Below are 19,168 nucleotides of genomic sequence, written 5' to 3' on the forward strand. Positions count from 1 at the left end.
GCCTATTGCTTGCGCGACAGGGTATCGACGAGGTGCTCGACATGGCCGCCGTCGCGATGCTCGCGCGCGTCGAAGGCGTTCTGTTTCGCTTCGTATTCGGCATAGACGGTCTTGATCCGGCGCCTCGCCTCGCGGTGCGTCTTGCTGCAAAACCAGTTGTCGGCGAACTCCAGCCCCGTGATCGATTTCTCGGTGGCCCGCATCATTGTCCTGGCGATGCGGCCATGGGTATGCTCGTGGGTGCGAACGCCCGCGAAGAACCGCTTCCAGCGCTTCTGAAGCGCCGGCGTCGCGGCTGAGGCCAGATGGGGTAAGGTGTAGGTGAGATCGAGTGTCCCATTGGCCTGCCGCAGGCGGCAGACACCACCGTCCCGGCTGATGTCCAGGTCCCAATTTGCGGTATAGGCGGTCAGCGCGATGGCGTGCGTCATGAAGCCGTGCCTCTTCGGACCCTTGCGGTCCATAGCCTCGATCAGGGCGGCGCCCGTGGTTCCTGAAATGTTGTAAGTCCGCGTCTTGACCAGCACCTTCGTGTCAGCCGATGCCGAGGATGCGAAGCCGCACAAGGCGCCAATCGCCGCAAGGCACGTCAGAACCGCCAGGCGCATGGTCATCTCTCCGGATCAGAGGGAAAGGGAACCACAACCGCCGCGCCGCTTCAACTTTTTTTAGACGCCGCGAATGTAGCGGGCCTTCGCCGGATGCATTTTGGTCGGCGGTCGAATCGGCCGGCGCGGCGATTCTGGCAAACTACATGTTCTGGTAGACCGGTCCCTCTCCACCTTGTGGCGGCACCCAGGTTATGTTCCGGTTCGGGTCCTTGATGTCGCAAGTCTTGCAGTGGACGCAGTTTTGCGCGTTGATGACGAAGCGCACATCCTTCGCCGCGGGGTCGGCGGCGGCGTTGCCATCCTTGTCGACCCATTCGTAGACGCTGGCCGGGCAGTAGCGTGTCGAAGGCCCGGCGTAGACATCGTGTTCGGAACGCTGCTGCAGATCCATGTCCGCGACCAGCAGGTGGACAGGCTCGTTCTCCTCGTGATTGGTGTTCGACAGAAACACCGAGGACAGGCGATCGAAAGTGAGCACGCCGTCCGGTTTCGGATAGGCGATCTTCTTGTGTTTGGCGGCCGGCTCCAGCGTCGCATAATCGGCCTTGCCGTGCTTCAGCGTGCCGAAGGGCGAGAAGCCGAACAGCGTGTTCAGCCACATGTCGAGGCCGCCAATGCCGACGCCGACAACGGTGCCGAAGCGCGACCACAGCGGCTTGACGTTGCGCACCTTCTTCAAATCCTTGCCGATGTCGGTCGCCCGCCATGCGGCCTCGTAAGAAGCCAGTTCGTCATTGGCGCGGCCGGCGCCGATCGCCTCGGCGACATGCTCGGCCGCCAGCATTCCGGAAAGCACGGCATTGTGCGAGCCCTTGATGCGCGGCACGTTGACGAAGCCGGCAGCACAACCCATCAGCGCGCCACCGGGGAAGGACAGTTTCGGCACCGACTGCCAGCCACCCTCTGTGATGGCACGGGCGCCATAACCCAGCCGCTTGGCGCCCTCGAACGTGCCTTTGATTGCCGGATGGGTCTTGAAGCGCTGGAATTCATCGAACGGCGACAGGTAGGGGTTCTTGTAGTTGAGGTGGACAACGAAGCCGACCGCCACCTGGTTGTCCTCCAGGTGGTAGAGGAAGGAGCCGCCGCCGGTCTTCATGTCGAGCGGCCAGCCGAAGGAATGCTGGACCAGGCCTGGCTCGTGGTTTTCCGGCTTGACCTGCCAGAGCTCCTTGAGGCCGATGCCGTATTTGCCGGGCTCGTGGCCGTCGGAAAGATTGTATTTGGCGATCAGCTGCTTGGCCAGCGAGCCGCGCGCGCCCTCGCCGATCAGCACATATTTGCCCATCAGCGCCATGCCCGGCGCGAAGCCCGGGCCGTGCGTGCCATCCTTCTCGACGCCCATATCGCCGGTGACAACGCCGGTGACCGCGCCAGCTTCATTGTAGAGCAGGCCGGCCGCGGCAAAGCCCGGATAGATCTCGACGCCCAGCGCCTCGGCCTTGGTCGCCAGCCAGCGGCAGACATTGCCGAGCGAGACGATGTAATTGCCGTGATTGTTCATCAGCGGCGGCATCAGGATGTTGGGCAGCCGGAACGAACCGGCGGGGCCGAGGACCAGGAAATGGTCTGCCGTGACCGGCGTCTTGAAGGGATGACCCTCTTCGTCACGCCAGCCCGGCAACAGCCGGTCGATGCCGATCGGATCGACGACGGCGCCGGACAGGATGTGGGCGCCGACTTCGCCGCCCTTTTCCAGGACGACGACGGAAAGCTCGGGATTGACCTGCTTGAGACGGATCGCGGCGGCGAGGCCGGCCGGACCGGCGCCGACGACGACCACGTCAAATTCCATGCTTTCGCGTTCTATATCGCTCATCAACCCCTCACTGGCTGCCGCATTTACGCATCTTGCTGGCTTATCCGCTGCATAGCGCATCAATTCGCGACGCGAAACCGGCGCTGACGTGACAATGCCGATTTCGTCAAAAAGTCGCGCATCGTACTACAAGATCGCGTTTTGGAGTTCGCCTGAACGTCGACCCAGGCCGGCTCCATTCCAGGGAAGAGCCGCCGCCTCACGTTTTTAATTGTTCGACGGCTTGCTTATCGGCCATACTTCGAGCCATGCGCATATACGGGCCAACCGGCTTTTCATCGACGCGCTTTTTTTCCTCGCCCGGACGGATTTGCCGGGCGCTCCTTTTGGCCTTTTCGCCGCTGGCGCCGGGTGACGCCAGTGCCGACCCACAAAAAGTCTGGGCGGCCGGGGCCTATTCCTTTTCCGATGAGCTCGGCGGCTTCCGCATCACCGGGGCTTCGGGCATCGGAACCAAGGAAAACCCGCTTGTCATCACCGAAGAACTGAATTCGGCGACGCCGGTGACGCTGACCATCCGCACGACAAAGCCGATCCAGCCCTTCGGCAAGGCAGGGGAATTCGCCAACGGCCTCATGTATATGCGCATCGATGTGCTCAACAACAGCGGCCAGGCCTGGGTCGAATTCCAGTTCGAGTTGCAGGAGGTGCTCGACCGGCCGAGCGTGTTCGGCGACGGCCTGTCGTTCGATCAGCGCAACAAGAAGCCTGATAATATCTGGTCGAGCAGCTTTGCCGATTTCGACCGCGATTTCGAACCGTATGACCAGCTGCTGTTCAGGAACGGCAAGATCGACCCGCTGAAGACGGCGAATTTCATTTTCCTGATCACCGACTACACGCCGCGCTGGACGTTTTATCTGGTGCAGGATCCGCGCATACCGTCGAGCTAAGAGTCTTTGTTTTCGTGCATGTCGCTACCCCCAAAGCCGCTCCGCGCTTTGGGCGACATGCATCACCTTGCAAATTCCTGCCGCGCGGCCGAATGTGAAAGCATGACTGCCGTTTCCCGAGACAATCGACCTGATATCGCCGACCTGCTGGCCTTCTATGCCAGTGCCGGCGTCGATGACGCGCTCGAAGACGAGCCGCTGAACAGGTTTGCAGAGACGGCACCCAAGCCAGTGGAGCGGACGTCAGCGGCAGCCTCGCCATCAAACGGTGAAAACCCTGCACCGCCACGCTCGACGAGCGTGTCACGCGCCGAAATGGGCGAAAGGCAAGCTGCGGCACCGGCGGTGCGCGCACCGTCCGGTACGGCGACGGTGCCTGACGAGCAACAGGCGGCATTGGCGCGCCAGTTGGCGACGACGGCGGCGACCCTTGACGAACTTCGCCAGCACATGGCGGCATTCGACGGCTGCAACCTCAAATTCACCGCCAAGAACCTGGTGTTCGCCGACGGCAATCCGAATGCTGCTGTCATGCTGGTCGGCGAGGCACCTGGCCGCGACGAGGACATCGAGGGATTGCCGTTCGTCGGCCGCTCCGGCCGGCTGCTCGACCGGATGCTGGCCGCGATCGGCCTCGACCGGACATCTGCCTACATCGCCAATGTCATCCCCTGGCGACCGCCGGGCAACCGCACGCCGACACCGCACGAGACCGAGATCTGTCGGCCGTTCATCGAACGACAGATCGAGCTGGTCAATCCGAAGGTGCTGGTCAACCTGGGCGGCCCCTCGGCAAAGACCCTGCTCAACACCACCGAAGGGATCCTGCGGCTGCGCGGCAATTGGCGCGTCCACACGACCGCCTCCGGCGTTGCCATTCCCGCCATGCCGACCCTGCACCCGGCCTATCTCCTGAGAACCCCCGCGCACAAGAAGCTGGCGTGGCGTGATTTCCTTGAGGTGAAGGCGAAATTGCGGGCACTGGGTTGAGGTGCGATTAGCTAATCTCCCCCCTCGTGGGGGAGATTGGCCGTCATCGCGGCTTTCGCCAATCTCCGGCGATGCCCGGATGCTCATAACCTCCCAGGTAATTGAAATCCCTCCCCCAGAGCCCTAACCATGCGCCCATGACATCCGCACAGATTTCCGCCGGCAGCCTCATTCGCGAATGGCGCACGCGCCGGCGCATGAGTCAGCTCGACCTCGCCATGGAAGCCGAAATCTCGCAACGGCATCTGAGCTTCGTGGAAAGCGGGCGTGCCGCACCGTCGCGCGACATGGTGCTGCATCTGGCCGAGCAGCTGTCGATCCCGCTGAGGCAGCGCAACCAGCTCCTGCTGGCCGCGGGCTTTGCCCCGAGCTTCAGCGAGCGCTCGCTCACCGACACGGCGCTGGCGCCCGCAATGGCTGCCATCGAGATCGTGCTCAAGGGGCACGAGCCCTTCCCGGCGCTGGCCGTCGACCGGCACTGGAACCTGGTGTCGGCGAACGCCGCCATCGGCCCGTTCCTGGCCAACGTCGCCGAGCCCTCCTTGCTGACGCCACCGGTCAACGTGCTTCGGCTCAGCCTGCACCCGGGTGGTGTCGCGCCGCGCATCGTCAACCTCGCCGAATGGCGAGCGCATCTTCTCGACCGGCTGAAACACCAGAACGACGCCTCGGGCGACCCGGTTCTGGTCGAACTGGAGCGAGAGCTTCGGACCTATCCGTCAGGCCTGAAAGGCGGACGGCCGGTACCGATCGAGCCGAACGCGATCGTGCACCCGCTGCGGCTTGCCCATGGCGATGCTGTGCTGTCGTTCATCAGCACGATCACCGTGTTCGGCACGCCGCTCGACGTGACGCTGTCGGAACTGGCGATCGAATCCTTTTTCCCCGCCGACGAGCAGACAAGGACGGCGCTGGTGCGATTGGCGAAAGAGCGGGCCAAATGATCCTGATCATCCCTGCGGCGGGGCCGCCTGGCGGGTGCGGGCACGTTCCAGGCCAAGCTGGCGCTCGCGCCAGATGATGAAGATGCCGGCGGCGACGACGATCAGGCCGCCGATGAGCATATGAACCGTCGGGACGTCGCCGAAGGCGAGATAGCCGACGACGATGCCGAGCAGCATCGACGTGTATTCGAAGGGCGCCACGACCGAGGCCTCGGCATGGCGATAGGCTGCCGTCATCAGAATCTGGGCGAGCCCGCCGCAAAAACCAGCCGCGACCAGAAGACCCGCCTGCACCGGCGCCAGTGACTGCCAGCCGAACGGCAGCGAAAACAGCGCCAAGACGCTCGCCGTCACCGAAAACCACAGCACGATGGTTGCCGTCGGCTCGCTCTGGACGAGATTGCGCACGAGCAGCATGGCGACGGCCGAGATCGCTGCCCCGGCCAGGGCGGCGATGACGCCAAGCACCTCCTGGTCGCCGAGAGCCGCGCCCGAGCTCAGCAGCGTCAGTTCCGGCCATGAGATGATCAGCACGCCGACCAGTCCGACCGCAACCGCGCTCCAGCGATAGACGCGGATCGCTTCGCCGAGGAAGATCGAACTGAACACCACCACCAGCAGCGGCTGTGCGTAGTTCAGCGTGATCGCCTCCGGCAGCGGCAGTCGCGTCAGAGCGAAAAAGCCGAGGCCCATGGCGCAGACGCCGACAACGCCGCGCGCAATGTGGTTGAGCGGGCGCTTGGTCGAAAACGCGGTGCCGAGCTTTCCCTGGAAGGCGAGGAAGACGATGATCGGAAAAATGGCGAAGAAGGAGCGGAAGAAGGCGATCTGGCCCACCGGCACCGCGCCCGCCGCCTTGATGCAGGACGCCATGCCGACAAAGACCGCCACCGACATGATCTTGAGCATGATGCCGGTGAGCGTATTGTGCCCGCCGGGATGGTTCGTCGGGTTCACTTAGCAGCTGCTTCCTTGATCGCTGCCCAGATACGCGCCGGGGTCGCCGGCATGTCGATGTGTTTGATGCCGTAGGCGCGATAGAGCGCATCGGTCACCGCATTGAGCGCGGCCGGCGTCGCCCCGATCGTGCCGGCCTCACCGGCGCCCTTGATGCCCAGGGCATTGGTGGTCGATGGCACGTTGCGGGTCTCGAAATGGAAGAACGGGAAATCGTCGGCGCGCGGCATGGCATAGTCCATGAAACTCGCCGTCAGAAGCTGCCCGTCTTCGCCATAGACCGTGTTCTCGGTCAGCGCCTGGCCGATGCCCTGGACGACGCCGCCATGCACCTGGCCGGCCAGCAGGATCGGATTCACGGTGACGCCGAAATCGTCGACGATCGTGTAGCGGACAATCTCCGTCATGCCGGTATCGGGATCGATCTCGACCTCGCAGATGTGGGTGCCGTTCGGATAGGTGCATTCGTCCTGCACGAACTCGCCAAAGCCCTTGAGATCGTCCGGGTCCTTGGCGGCCTTGGCGATGCTGGAAAAATCGATCGTACGGTCGGTGCCGACGATGCGGGCAACGCCGTTGAACAATTCGATGTCGCCGGCCGAGGCTTCCAGTTCATCCGCGGCGATGCGCTTGATCTTGTTGGCCAGATCCTCGCCCGCGCGAGAAGCTGATACACCGCCAAGGGGAATGGAGCGCGAGCCGCCGGTGCCGCCGCCGGCCTTCAGCTCGTCGGTGTCGCCCTGGCGGACATGGATCTTGTCGATGTCGATATGAAGCTTTTCCGAAAGGAACTGCGCATAGGCGGTCGCGTGTCCCTGCCCGTTGGTCTGGGTGCCGATCTTCAGCGTTACCGTGCCGTCGCCGTTCAATTCGACAAAGGCCGGTTCAGAGCCCGGAAAGGCACAGGCCTCGATATAGGTCGCCATGCCGATGCCGCGGATCTTTCCTTCGGCCTTCGACCGCGCCAGCCGCTCTGGGAACGCTTGCCACTCCGCCTGCTCGATGGCGCGGTCCATATGGCCCGCGAATTCGCCGGTGTCGTACAGGCGGCCGGTCTGCGTGCGGTAAGGGAACTGCTCGGGACGAATGAAATTGCGTCGGCGGATTTCCTCGACGGGAAGGCCCAGATCATGAGCGCAGGCGTCGACGAGCTTTTCCAGCAAGAATGCCGCTTCCGGGCGGCCGGCGCCGCGATAGGCATCGACCGGGCAGGTGTTGGTGTAGAGGCCGGTCACCGAAACATCGAGCGCCTGGATGTCGTAGACGCCGGTCGACATGGTGACGCCGATATAGGGGATGAAGGGACCGTATTGCGAGACATAGGCGCCGATATTGGCCAGCAGATCGACCTTCATGCCGAGGAAGCGGCCGTCCTTGTCCATCGCCATTTCTGCCGTCACGACATTGTCGCGGCCTTGCGCGTCGGTGAGGAAATGCTCGGTTCGGTCGCCGGCCCATTTCACCGGACGGCCAAGGCGCCTGGCGGCCTCAAGCACCAGCGGATGCTCGCGATAGACGAAGCTCTTCGGCCCGAAGCCGCCGCCGACATCCGGCGTGATGATGCGCAGCTGGTCCTTCTTGATCTTGAACACGTCGGCCAGGATGTACTGCATGGAATGCACGCCCTGCGAGCCCGTCGTCAGCACCAAGCGGTTCTCTTGCGTGTTCCACTCGCCGATCGCCGAGCGCGGCTCCATGTAGTTGCAGACCAGCCGGTTGTTGATGAATTCGATGCGGGTGACATGCGCGGCACCGGCGAATGCCGCCGCCGTCTTCGCCTTGTCGCCGACATGGTAGCTGAAGGCGCGGTTGGAGCCGAGTTCCGGCCAGACCAGCGGCGTGCCTTCGTCAAGCGCCGTGGCGGTGCCGGACGCGGCATCCTCGCCATCGTAATCGACCTCGATCAGCTCGGCCGCATCCTGCGCCAGAGCGCGGCTGTCGGCGACGATGAATGCGACCGCGTCGCCGACGTAATTGACCCGGTCGCGGCAAAGGACCGGAATGTCGCGCGTTGGCGCCTTGGTGCCGTCCGGCTGCCTCTGCATGACGCCGGATTTCAGATCGCCGAGATGAGCAAGGTCCGCACCGGTCAGCACCAGATGGACGCCGGGTGCTGCCTTGGCCGCCTCGGTCGAACCGATGGTGAAGCTTGCCTTGGCCACTGGCGAACGTAGGACATAGCCGTGCAGGATGCCGGCAGGCTGGATGTCGTCCGTATAGCGACCGAGACCCTTGATGAAGGCCTGATCCTCGCGACGCAACACGGAGGCACCCATGCCGAATTTCGGTGTGACGACGGTCATGGATACCTCGCGATGATGATGGAGAACGAGTGCCTGAAATAGGCATCGCGCCAGTTTTGTCGAGTGACGGTTTCGTGTAAAGAGCGCGGGCTTCGAATTTTTTGGACCACTGGCCCCACCTACCGCTGCTGGAATCGACAGGAAACCCCACGGAATGCGTACTGACACCGGCCAGGTCTTCAAGCTCGAAGACTATCGCCCCAACGACTATCTCATTCCGGAAACCAGCTTGACTTTCCGCCTGTCGCCAGAAGCCACACGCGTCACCGCGGTGCTGACGGTCGAACGCCGCGGCGGCGTAGCGGCGTCAGTGCCGCTGGTGCTGGACGGCGATGGCCTGACGCTCAGCCGCATCGCAATCGACGGCCAGACACTCGCGCCGGCGGATTTTTTTGCCACGCCCGATCAACTGACGATCACCACCCCGCCCGCGGCAATCCGCTTCCAGCTTCTGATCGAAACCGAGCTGGCGCCGGCACGAAACGAAGCCCTGATGGGCCTCTATCGCTCCAGCAATGTCTATTGCACGCAATGCGAGGCCGAGGGCTTTCGGCGCATCACCTATTTTCTCGACCGTCCCGATATCCTGTCGGTCTATACGGTGCGCATCGAAGCTCAGCACCACGAGGCGCCACTGCTTCTCTCCAACGGAAACCCGGCGGGCAGCGGCGAACTTGCCGACGGCTGGCACTATGCCGTCTGGCACGACCCCTTCCCCAAGCCGTCCTATCTGTTCGCCCTGGTGGCGGGCGCGCTCGGCAAGGTCGCCGACAGCTTCGTCACACTGTCCGGCCGCGAGGTCGATCTCGGCATCTACGTCGAACCGGGCAAGGAACGGCTCGCCGGTTATGCCATGGACGCACTGAAGCGCTCGATGAAATGGGACGAGGAGGCATTCGGCCGCGAATATGACCTCGACGTGTTCAACATCGTCGCCGTGTCCGATTTCAACATGGGTGCGATGGAGAACAAGGGCCTCAACATCTTCAACGACAAATATGTGCTGGCCGACCAGGAAGCCGCCACGGACGCCGATTTCGCCAATATCGAGGCGATCATCGCGCATGAATATTTCCACAATTGGACTGGCAACAGAATCACTTGCCGCGACTGGTTCCAGCTTTGCCTGAAGGAAGGGCTGACGGTCTTCCGTGATCACGAATTCTCCGCCGACCAGCGCTCGCGAGCGGTGAAACGCATTGCCGAAGTGCGCACGCTGCGAGCGCATCAGTTTCCCGAGGACCAGGGACCGCTGGCGCATCCGGTGCGGCCGCGCCGCTACCGGGAGATCAACAATTTCTATACGGCGACGGTCTACGAAAAGGGCTCGGAAGTGGTGCGCATGATCCGCACCATTCTCGGCGCCGAGATGTTCCGCGCCGGCATGGATCTCTATTTCGAGCGCCATGACGGCGAGGCTGCGACAATCGAGGACTTCCTCAGGGTGTTCGAGGATGTGTCCGGCCGCGACCTGTCACAATTTTCGCTCTGGTATCATCAGGCGGGCACGCCCAATCTGACGATCAGTTCGACGCATAATGCGGCAGCGCAGGAATTCACGCTCGAGATCGAGCAGTCGGTGCCGCCGACGCCATCCGAAAGCCGCAAGCGGCTGATGCACATTCCGCTCGCCTTCGGCCTGGTAGGTAGCAATGGCAAAGCGATAGCCTATAGCGGCGTTGAGGGCGCCGGCGTCGAGGACGGCGTCATCCATATTCGCAAGCGCCGGCACATGGTGCGCTTTTCGGGTGTGGCCGAACGCCCGGCGATGTCGCTCAACCGCGGCTTCTCGGCGCCGGTGACGCTCTCGGTCGAGCAGAAGGCCGACGATCAGTTCTTCCTTGCAAGCCATGACAGCGACGCCTTCGCGCGCTGGCAGGCGTTCAACACGCTTTTGACCGGTGCGCTGATATCAGCCTTCCGTCAGGCCCTTGGCGGCAAGCAGCCCGGTTTCGCATCGCGGCTGACAGACCTTGCCGGCAAGATCGCCGGCGACGAGACACTCGAACCGGCCTATCGGGCGCTGGCCCTGGCGCTTCCGAGTGAAGCCGATATCGCCCGTGACATCGGCAAGAACATCGACCCCGATGCGATTTTTTCGGGCCGTGAGGCGCTGGCGACCGCGATCGCCGAGGCTAACCGCGAGATATTCTCCCGCCTCTACGATCGCCTCGGCGACAATGGTCCGTTCAGTCCGGACGCGGCGAGCGCAGGGCGCAGGGCGCTGCGCAACACCTTGCTCGACTATCTCTCGCTGCTGCCGGAAGGTGCCGCGCTTGCGGCCAGGCATTTCCAGTCGGCGACCAACATGACGGACCGCGCCGCCGCACTGACCGTGCTTGCGCTCCGCCACAGCGGTTCGCCCGAGACGGCCAAGGCGCTGGCCGACTTTGAAGCGAAATATGCGGCCGACCCGCTGGTGATGGACAAATGGTTCCAGATCCAGGCCAGCGTGCCCGGCCCGCAAACCGTCGACGCGGTACGCGCGCTGACCTGCCACCCGGCCTTCTCGATGGCCAACCCGAACCGGGTGCGCTCGCTCGTCGGCACGTTTTCCAGCGCCAACCAGACCGGCTTCCATCGCGCCGACGGCGAAGGCTACCGGTTTTTCGTCGAAACGGTCCTGCAGGTCGAAAAGCGCAACCCGCAGGTGGCCGCCAGGCTGGCGACGGCACTCAGATCATGGCGCTCGCTCGAACCTGCCCGGCAGGCCAAGGCACGGGAAGCGCTGCTAGCGATTGCCAATGCCAAGAACCTGTCGGCCGATTTGCGCGATATCGTCGAACGCACTCTGGCGTGAGTTTATAGGAGGCAGCGCCATCATCGGGCGGAAAAGCCATTATTTTAGTCTATTTTTAATCTTTTTTGGCCGCGCCTCTGGACAAGGCGAATCACCTTTGATTCTTTAGCTGAAGATTCGGAAGTGCGGCGTCGCCGGATCGTCAAGCAGATTTGAAATCGGGGAGAGCCATTTATGGCGAAGGCGGACGCGTGGGGCGCGGCCGGAGGGACGGCTTTTGAGCGGCGCGAGGCGGGAAGCGACGGTCTCGCCGGCAACGCGCGGCTCATCGCCGAACCCGCCTACCGACGGCTCCTGGCAGCCGAGCCATTGTTGCGCCGATCGATACCGGCGCTCATCATCATTTTCCTGCTCGTCATCGCAGCGCTGCGGTTCCTGTCGCTGATGAACGAGCGCGACGACGTGGAACGCGACGCCAAGGCTATCCTCTCGCTCGCGGCGGGCCAACTGGCCAGTTCGATTACCGCCGACGCGAACATGGCCTCAACGCCTGGCGCGACGCAGGACCTTTTGGAGGGTATCAGCCGTCAGGGCGGCATGGGCCGAAGCCACGTGCTTGCGGTCACCGACGGCGCGTTCAAGATCGTTGCCGTGACACCTCAATCGACACGTTGGGAGGGACGGTCGCTCGACGCCATCGCCCAGGGCGGTCAACCGCTGTTCATGTTCGGCGACCGCGCCGGCGTCATGGAGGTCAGCATCGGCGGCCAGGACTGGTATGCGGCGGTAAGCCTGACAAATGGAAGGAACGGCGCTGCCGCGGCGCTCGTCCCGCGGGAAGCGGTCTTCGACACGTGGCGCAAGACCGTTTCGCTCAACGTCACCCTGTTCGTGCTGACAGCCGGCGTGCTGATCATCATCCTTTATGCCTATTTCGGCCAGGCGGCGCGCGCTCAGGCCGCCGACCGCATTTATCTCGAAGCGCACCAGCGCATCGACATGGCGCTGGTGCGCGGCCGCTGCGGCCTGTGGGACTGGGACATGGTGCGCGGCAAGATGTACTGGTCGCGCTCGATGTACGACATGCTGGGCTATGAACCCTGCGACACGATGCTGTCGTTCGGCGAGGTCGACGAGATCATCCATCCCGAGGACGGCGACCTGTTCCAGCTCGCCAACAGGATCGTCGCACGCGAGATCGATCACATCGACCAGGTGTTCCGGATGCGCCATGCCGACGGACAATGGGTGTGGATGCGCGCGAGGGCACAGGTGATCGATCCGGAAGCGCCGGAGATCCAACTGATCGGCATCGCCGTCGATGTCACCGAGCAACGGCACCTGGCGTTGCGCTCCGAGGCCGCGGATCTTCGGCTGCGAACCGCCATCGAAAACATCAACGAATCCTTCGTGCTCTGGGATTCCGCCCAGCGTCTGATCATGTGCAATTCCAAGTACCAGCAGGACAACGGCCTGCTGGATCGCGACGTGATGCCGGGTGCCTCGCGCGCCGTTCTGGAAGACCGCATGCTTGCCTTCGCCTCGGAGCGCCGGCTTGCCAACACCAACGGGCAGCAAGGCGGCGTGACCTTCGAGCGGCAGCTTGCCGATGGCCGCTGGCTGCAGGTGAACGAGTTGCGGACCAGGGATGGCGGCACCGTCTCGGTGGGCTCCGACATCACCCAGATCAAGCTGCACCAGGAGAAGCTGGTCGACAGCGAGCGCCGGCTGATGGCGACGATCCACGACCTCAGCCTTGCCCGCCGGGCGGAGGAAGAACGGTCGCGCGAACTGGTCGAGCTCAACCGTAAATACATGAAGGAAACCGAGCGCGCCGAGGCCGCGAACCGGGCCAAGTCCGAGTTCCTAGCCAACATGTCGCATGAACTGCGCACGCCGCTCAACGCGATCATCGGCTTCTCGGAGCTGATGGAACAGGCTCTGTTCGGGCCTTTGGGGTCGCCACGCTACGAGGAATACGCCACCGATATCAATGGCAGCGGCAAATATCTTCTGGGCGTCATCAACGACATCCTCGATATGTCGAAGATCGAGGCCGGCCAGTTCTCGATGTACCAGGAAGAAATCGATCTCTGCCCGCTGATCAGGGAAACAGTGCGCGTCATCTCGCTGCAGGCAGCGGAAAAGTCGATCACCGTCGAAACACGCATCCCCGATTCACTGACGCTGTTCGCTGACCGCCGGGCGATCAAGCAGATCGTTATCAATCTTCTGTCGAATGCAGTGAAATTCACCGGCCAGGGCGGCCGAATTGCGGTAAGGGCCCGCAATACGTCCAGCGCTCTGGTCCTGACGATCGAAGACAATGGCTGCGGCATTCCGAAGGAGGCGCTGAGCAAGCTCGGGCGGCCGTTCGAACAGGTGCAGAACCAGTTTTCCAAGAGCCATACCGGTTCCGGCCTTGGCCTTGCCATCTCACGCTCGTTGGCCGAGCTTCAGGGCGGCGCCTTGAAGATCCGCTCCACCGAAGGCGCCGGCACGATCGTGTCGGTGCGCATTCCGATCAAGAAGCCGACGCCGGTGAAGGCTGCCGCTTAGGGGCGCGAAGCAACTCGGTAGGCCAGGACGGATTCCGGCGGCACACGCCGCCGGAGCTGTCACGAATTTACTGCATGTTGCGCCTTCATGGCCGCTTCGCACGAAGCAAAAGGTCGAAATCCGTTCTGACCTTTTGCGACGTCTCCTTGAGGTGCGCTTCCAGCACACCGAAATCCGGCAGGTCGGTGACCGCCAGAAGCAGATCCGAAAGCCCCGGCGGGACGTCGCCCCGCTCGAATACGCCGGTGAGGCAGAGCCGCGTCATCTGGGTCAGCGCCAGATAGAGTGCATAGGCAGCGCAAAGTTCCTGCCTGACCTGTGTATCGGCGAAATCCGGCGACAGCCGCGACAGGATCTCCGCTGTCCCGGTGACCCGGCGGCCTGCTTCGACCTTCCCCGTGATTACCGCCACCTGCGCGATGAATTCCAGGTCGATGAGACCGCCCGGAATCAGCTTGATGTCCCAGAGATCACGCGGCGGCTTCTCCTTCTCGATCATCGCGCGCATCTCGAACGCCTCGGCCATCACCTTGGCGCTGTCGCGCGGCAGGGCAAGCACCGCCGCCACCTCAGTTTCGACCTCGGCGCATAGCGCTTGATCGCCGCCAATCGCGCGAGCCCTGGACAGCGCCATATGCTCCCATGTCCAGGCGTCCCGGCGCTGATACTTCCTGAAGGCGTCGACATGGGTGGCCACCGGCCCCTTGTTGCCGGACGGCCGCAGGCGAAGGTCGAGCTCGTAGAGAACGCCTTCGGCCGTAGGCGCCGACACGGCTGATATCAGCCGCTGCGTCATCCTGGAGTAATAGTGGGATGGGGCGAGCGGCTTGTCGCCGTCCGACTCTTCGGCATCGATGTCGTGATCATAGAGCAGGATGAGGTCGACGTCGGAGCCAGCCGTCAGTTCGCGGCTGCCGAGCTTGCCCATGCCGAGCAGCGCAACCCTGCCGCCGATGCGGCCGTGGCGCGCCGAGAACTCGGCGACGACCGCCTGCAGCGCCGCATCGATGGTCAGATCGGCCAGATCGGAAAAGGCACGGCCGGCGCGGGCCGGATCGATTGAGCCGGCAAGCAGCCTGACGCCGATCAGAAATTTTTGCTCGGACGCAAAGATGCGCAAGCGGTCGAGCACGTCCTCATAGGCCCTGTCGCCTTCAAGGAAGGCGGCGAGACGCGCCGACAGATAGGCGCGGTCGGGAAGTTCGGTCAAAAGGGCCGGGTCAAGCAGGCCATCGAAGACGTGTGGCCGGCGCGTGATGATGGCGGCCAGCCGGGGGGCCGCGCCCATGATCGTCGCCAGCAGCTTCAGCAGAGCTGGATTGGACTGGAGCAGCGAGAACAGCTGGATGCCCGCGGGCAGACCGGCGAGGAACTCGTCGAAGCGTATCAGCGCCTCGTCCGCCCGGCGCGTCTGGCCGAAGGATTGCAGCAATGCCGGCGTCAATTCGGTCAACCGCTCGCGCGCCTCTGCCGACTGGGTGACGCGATAACGGCCGAAATGCCAGCCGCGGATGACGCGGCAGATGTCGCTCGCTCGCTGGAAGCCGAGGCCCTGCAAGGTCTGCAACGTATCGGGATCATCGATATCGCCGGTAAACACCAGATTGCCGAGGCCCGCCGAAAGCTCGGGCGCGGTTTCGAAAAGAGCCGCGTAATGGCGTTCGACCTGATGTAGCGCGGCGCGGAACGCCTCGGCAAAGGTCGCCGCATCGGCAAAACCCAGCATGCGAGCTATGCGTTCGAGCCCTTCGTCATCTTCGGGCAGTACATGGATCTGCTCGTCGGCGACCATCTGGACGGCATGTTCGACGCGGCGCAGGAACCAGTATTGCCGGGCGAGCGCATCGCGCGCGTCGGCCGTGATCCAGCCGCGTGCCGCTAGCTGGTCAAGCACCGGAACGGTCTCGCGGCCGCGCAATTCGGGGAAGCGGCCGCCGGCGATGAGCTGCTGGGTCTGGACGAAAAATTCGATCTCGCGAATGCCGCCGCGGCCGAGCTTGACGTTGTGGCCCTTCACCGCGACCTCGCCATGGCCCTTGTGGGCGTGGATCTGGCGCTTGATCGAATGAACGTCGGCAATCGCCGCGTAGTCCATATATTTGCGCCAGATATAGGGCTGGAGCTCCTTCAGGAACACAGCACCGGCCGCGAGATCGCCGGCCACCGGACGCGCCTTGATCATGGCGGCGCGCTCCCAGTTCTGGCCGCGCGCCTCGTAGTAGTTGAGCGCGGCCTCGACCGGGATCGCCAGCGGCGTCGAACCGGGATCGGGACGAAGCCTGAGATCGGTGCGGAAAACATAGCCGTGTTCGGTGCGGTCCTGGAGAATGCGGGCCAGCCGGCGCGTCAGGCGCGAAAACAGCTCCGTCGCATCGAGCGGATCAACGACGGCGGGGGCTTGCGGATCGAAGAAAACGACAAGGTCGATGTCAGAGGAAAAGTTCAGCTCATGCGCGCCAAGCTTGCCCATGCCGAGCAGGATCCAGCCCGACTGGCGCGCCGGATCCTCGGGGTCCGGCAGTTTGAGTTTGCCTTGCCCATGCGCGTCGCGAAGCAGGAAGTCGACTGCAGCGCGGATGCAGTTCTCGGCAAGATCGCTCAGCCGCCGTACCGTGACGGCGGTCTCAGCCTCGCCTGCAAGGTCGGCCAGCGCGATCAGGACATGCGCTTCCGCTTTCCACTGCCGCAACTCCATCATCAGGCTGCTTTCGGAGATGGCTTCGGCCCGTGCGGCCTTGTCGACCGCCGCGCCGATCGCAATCAGCCGGGCCTCGACGGTCTCATCGAAAAGCGCATCGAGGATCCGCGGGCGGCGACGCATTGTGTCGCGCAGGAATGGCGACAGGTCGAATATTGCAGCGAGGAAGTCCTGGACAACGCCCTTGTCGGCCAGGAATTTCGCCAACCGGGTAAGCCCCTCTTCCTGCGCGGCGGAAGCGATCTCCGACAATTCCCGCCGGGCTCGGCTCTGATCCAAAGGAAGGAGCTTTGCCTTTGGCTTCAAGAGCCAGTTGGTTTCGACCCGTTCCGCCTTCACCGCCATCAGTGATCCTCCGGTTCGGGAAAACTCATGACCACGGACAATCCGGGATCGCCGGGCAGAAGATCAAGCCGCCCGCTGTGGAACTTCATGATCGCCTTAGCGAGGCTGAGACCCAGGCCGGAACCCGGCTGCGAACGGCTTTTTTCCAGCCGCACGAAACGTTCGGTCGCCCTGGCGCGGTCGGCATCGTCGGGAATGCCCTGGCCGTTGTCCGAGACGGAAAGCCTCACTTCCCTGCCAACGCGATCGAGCGCCACGCGCACCGTCGGCTCGGCCGTAGAGTCGGTTGAATATTTGATGGCGTTGTCGACGATGTTCGACAGCGCCTGGCCGATCAACTCGCGATTGCCTTCGACGACGAAGGCATCCTGCATCGAGGTCTCGAGTGTCACTCCCGCCTCCTCCGCTACCGGCTCGTAGAGCTCGACGACATCGCGCACCGACGCAGCCAGATCGACGCGGCTGGTGCTTTCGGAAGAATAGCCCGCTTCCAGCCTGGAGATCATCAGAATGGCGTTGAAGGTCTTTATCAACTGGTCGGACTCGGCGATGGTCCCCTCCAGCGCCTGCCGGTAGTCGGTGGTCTTCTGCTTGCCGGAAAGCGTCGCCTCGGCGCGGTTGCGCAGCCTGGTCAGCGGCGTCTTCAGATCGTGGGCGATGTTGTCGGAGACCTGCTTCAGCCCTTCGTTGAGCGTGGCGATCCTGGCCAGCATGGAATTGAGGTTTTCGGAGAGCCGGTCGAACTCGTCGCCTGCCCCGGTGACCGGCAGCCGGCCGGAAAGATCGCCGCCCATGATGCGGCGGCTGGCCTCCGACACCGAATCGATGCGCTTCAGCGCCGCGCGTCCGACAAAGAACCAGATCAGAAGCCCGCCAAGCCCCATCATGCCCAGCGCCAGCATCAGGGCGCGGCGGATGACGGCGCGGAACCGTTCCGGCTCGCCGAGGTCGCGACCGACCAGCATGATCATCTGGTTCGGCAGGCGCAACACCAGTGCAATGGCGTTATGGCCCTTCTCGCCTTCCACCTGCACTTCACTCTCGCTGGATTGCATTTCGTTCTGATCGGACGCCGGGTTGCGTTGCCGCTCGAGCTCGCCCTCGCCGAAGCGCCGGTAGGAGAACGGACGAGTGGTCCAGCCTTCGGTCTCGATCACCCCCGGCTCCAGGCTTTGCACATTGCCGGTCAGGATCTGGCCATTGGTGTCAGCGATCAGATAGAGATTGGCGCCGGGCTGGCGCGAGCGGGCCTCGACCACACGCACCAGGACCGGCAGGCCGCCGCGCTGATAGGCCCGGGCAAGGCCGAGCACTTCGTCGTTGATGGTCTCCTGCGTCTGCGCGGTCAGCATGCGCGCCGACAGCGAGGTCATGTAGAAGACGAGCAGCACCGCGCAGATGGCGAACAGCAGGAAATAAAGCGCCGAAAGCCGCGCTGCCGTCGTCCTCATGATGGCCGGCACCGAAAGAGCCATGCTACCCGCTCTTGAGCATATAGCCGGCGCCGCGAACCGTATGCAGGATCGGCTTGTCGAAGCCCTTCTCGATCTTGCCGCGCAGCCGCGAGACGTGAACGTCGATGACGTTGGTCTGCGGATCGAAGTGGTAGTCCCAGACATTTTCCAGCAGCATGGTGCGCGTCACCACCTGGCCGGCATGGCGCATCAGAAATTCGAGCAGGCGGAACTCGCGCGGCTGCAGTGTGATCTCGCGCCCCGCGCGCCGCACCGAATGGGAGAGCCTGTCGAGTTCGAGATCGCCGACCCGGTAGACGGTTTCGGCTTCCCTGGCGCTGGCGCGGCGGTTCAGCACCTCGACGCGGGCCAAGAGCTCGGAGAAGGCATAGGGCTTGGTCAGATAATCGTCGCCACCGGCGCGCAAGCCGGTGACCCGGTCGTCGACTTCGCCGAGCGCCGAAAGGATCAGCACCGGCGTCGTGTTGCCCCTGGAGCGCAGACCGGCGATGACCGACAGGCCATCGCGGCGCGGCAACATGCGGTCGACGACCATCACATCATAATCGCCGGCATCGGCGAGTGCGAAGCCGGTTTCGCCGTCGCCGGCGACATGCGCGGTGTGGCCAGCCTCGGTGAAGGCTTTCTGGAGGTAATCGGCCGCTTCGCGATCGTCTTCTATGACGAGAATCTTCATGGAGCCGTTATACGCGATTTCGCTGGAAGATTGAGTGGCCGGCATATGCATCGTGGCCTTCACCAGGGCGTATCGCGAACGAAGTGATTCAAGGATACGCGATAAGTCTTTGTTTTAGCATAGCGCCCAAAGCCGGAGGGCACCCTCGGGTCAAAGCC

General features: G+C 63.5%; 12 protein-coding genes. 5 read left to right on the forward strand and 7 right to left on the reverse strand.

Going from position 1 to position 19,168, the window contains the following annotated elements; all coding sequences use genetic code 11:
* Positions 1 to 2: 2 nt before the first annotated feature.
* Both IQ26_RS13345 and IQ26_RS13350 read right to left on the reverse strand, forming a co-directional pair.
* Positions 3 to 608 (reverse strand): DUF922 domain-containing protein, encoded by a 606-nt coding sequence (locus IQ26_RS13345; protein ID WP_145717811.1) that lies wholly within the window; start codon positions 606 to 608, stop codon positions 3 to 5.
* 142 nt (positions 609 to 750) lie between these two features.
* Positions 751 to 2,430 carry an electron transfer flavoprotein-ubiquinone oxidoreductase gene (locus IQ26_RS13350; RefSeq protein ID WP_145717819.1) on the reverse strand — a complete coding sequence of 560 codons (1,680 nt, stop codon included), beginning with the start codon at positions 2,428 to 2,430 and terminating at the stop codon, positions 751 to 753.
* Between the two features lie 248 nt (positions 2,431 to 2,678).
* Here IQ26_RS13350 and IQ26_RS13355 point away from each other — a divergent pair, with 248 nt between their 5' ends.
* The 3 genes from IQ26_RS13355 to IQ26_RS13365 all read left to right on the forward strand — a co-directional run bounded on the left by IQ26_RS13355 (position 2,679) and on the right by IQ26_RS13365 (position 5,257).
* The gene (locus tag IQ26_RS13355) at positions 2,679 to 3,323 is read left to right on the forward strand and encodes a hypothetical protein (RefSeq protein WP_145717826.1); all 645 of its coding nucleotides are present in this window, start codon (positions 2,679 to 2,681) and stop codon (positions 3,321 to 3,323) included.
* Between the two features lie 102 nt (positions 3,324 to 3,425).
* Positions 3,426 to 4,313: a uracil-DNA glycosylase gene (locus IQ26_RS13360; RefSeq protein ID WP_145717833.1), complete on the forward strand. Its 888-nt coding sequence runs from the start codon at positions 3,426 to 3,428 to the stop codon at positions 4,311 to 4,313.
* A 137-nt stretch (positions 4,314 to 4,450) separates the two neighbouring features.
* Positions 4,451 to 5,257 carry a helix-turn-helix domain-containing protein gene (locus IQ26_RS13365; protein WP_145717839.1) on the forward strand — a complete coding sequence of 269 codons (807 nt, stop codon included), beginning with the start codon at positions 4,451 to 4,453 and terminating at the stop codon, positions 5,255 to 5,257.
* Positions 5,258 to 5,263: 6 nt separating this feature from the next.
* Here IQ26_RS13365 and IQ26_RS13370 read toward each other — a convergent pair whose 3' ends face one another.
* Positions 5,264 to 6,166 (reverse strand): DMT family transporter, encoded by a 903-nt coding sequence (locus tag IQ26_RS13370; RefSeq protein ID WP_145717953.1) that lies wholly within the window; start codon positions 6,164 to 6,166, stop codon positions 5,264 to 5,266.
* A 44-nt stretch (positions 6,167 to 6,210) separates the two neighbouring features.
* On the reverse strand, positions 6,211 to 8,517 hold the full coding sequence (locus tag IQ26_RS13375) for a xanthine dehydrogenase family protein molybdopterin-binding subunit (RefSeq protein WP_145717846.1): 2,307 nt from the start codon (positions 8,515 to 8,517) through the stop codon (positions 6,211 to 6,213).
* Between the two features lie 154 nt (positions 8,518 to 8,671).
* Here IQ26_RS13375 and pepN point away from each other — a divergent pair, with 154 nt between their 5' ends.
* On the forward strand, positions 8,672 to 11,317 hold the full coding sequence (gene pepN / locus IQ26_RS13380; RefSeq protein WP_145717853.1) for an aminopeptidase N: 2,646 nt from the start codon (positions 8,672 to 8,674) through the stop codon (positions 11,315 to 11,317).
* A 174-nt stretch (positions 11,318 to 11,491) separates the two neighbouring features.
* Positions 11,492 to 13,816, forward strand: coding sequence for a PAS domain-containing sensor histidine kinase (locus IQ26_RS13385; protein WP_145717856.1), 2,325 nt, complete (start codon positions 11,492 to 11,494; stop codon positions 13,814 to 13,816).
* Positions 13,817 to 13,901: 85 nt separating this feature from the next.
* Here IQ26_RS13385 and IQ26_RS13390 read toward each other — a convergent pair whose 3' ends face one another.
* From IQ26_RS13390 to IQ26_RS13400, 3 genes are read right to left on the reverse strand one after another with little or no spacing between them, the layout of a single operon-like run.
* On the reverse strand, positions 13,902 to 16,859 hold the full coding sequence (locus IQ26_RS13390; RefSeq protein WP_145717859.1) for a bifunctional [glutamine synthetase] adenylyltransferase/[glutamine synthetase]-adenylyl-L-tyrosine phosphorylase: 2,958 nt from the start codon (positions 16,857 to 16,859) through the stop codon (positions 13,902 to 13,904).
* Complete coding sequence (locus IQ26_RS13395) at positions 16,859 to 18,334, reverse strand: sensor histidine kinase (RefSeq protein ID WP_145717862.1); 1,476 nt, start codon at positions 18,332 to 18,334, stop codon at positions 16,859 to 16,861. The genes IQ26_RS13390 and IQ26_RS13395 overlap by 1 nt, the downstream gene beginning before the upstream one ends.
* Before the next feature lies 1 nt (position 18,335).
* Positions 18,336 to 19,010: a response regulator transcription factor gene (locus tag IQ26_RS13400; RefSeq protein ID WP_162457949.1), complete on the reverse strand. Its 675-nt coding sequence runs from the start codon at positions 19,008 to 19,010 to the stop codon at positions 18,336 to 18,338.
* Positions 19,011 to 19,168 lie beyond the last annotated feature (158 nt).

The organism is Mesorhizobium tianshanense (assembly GCF_007830515.1).
In the GTDB taxonomy this organism is placed as follows: Bacteria; Pseudomonadota; Alphaproteobacteria; order Rhizobiales; family Rhizobiaceae; genus Mesorhizobium; species Mesorhizobium tianshanense.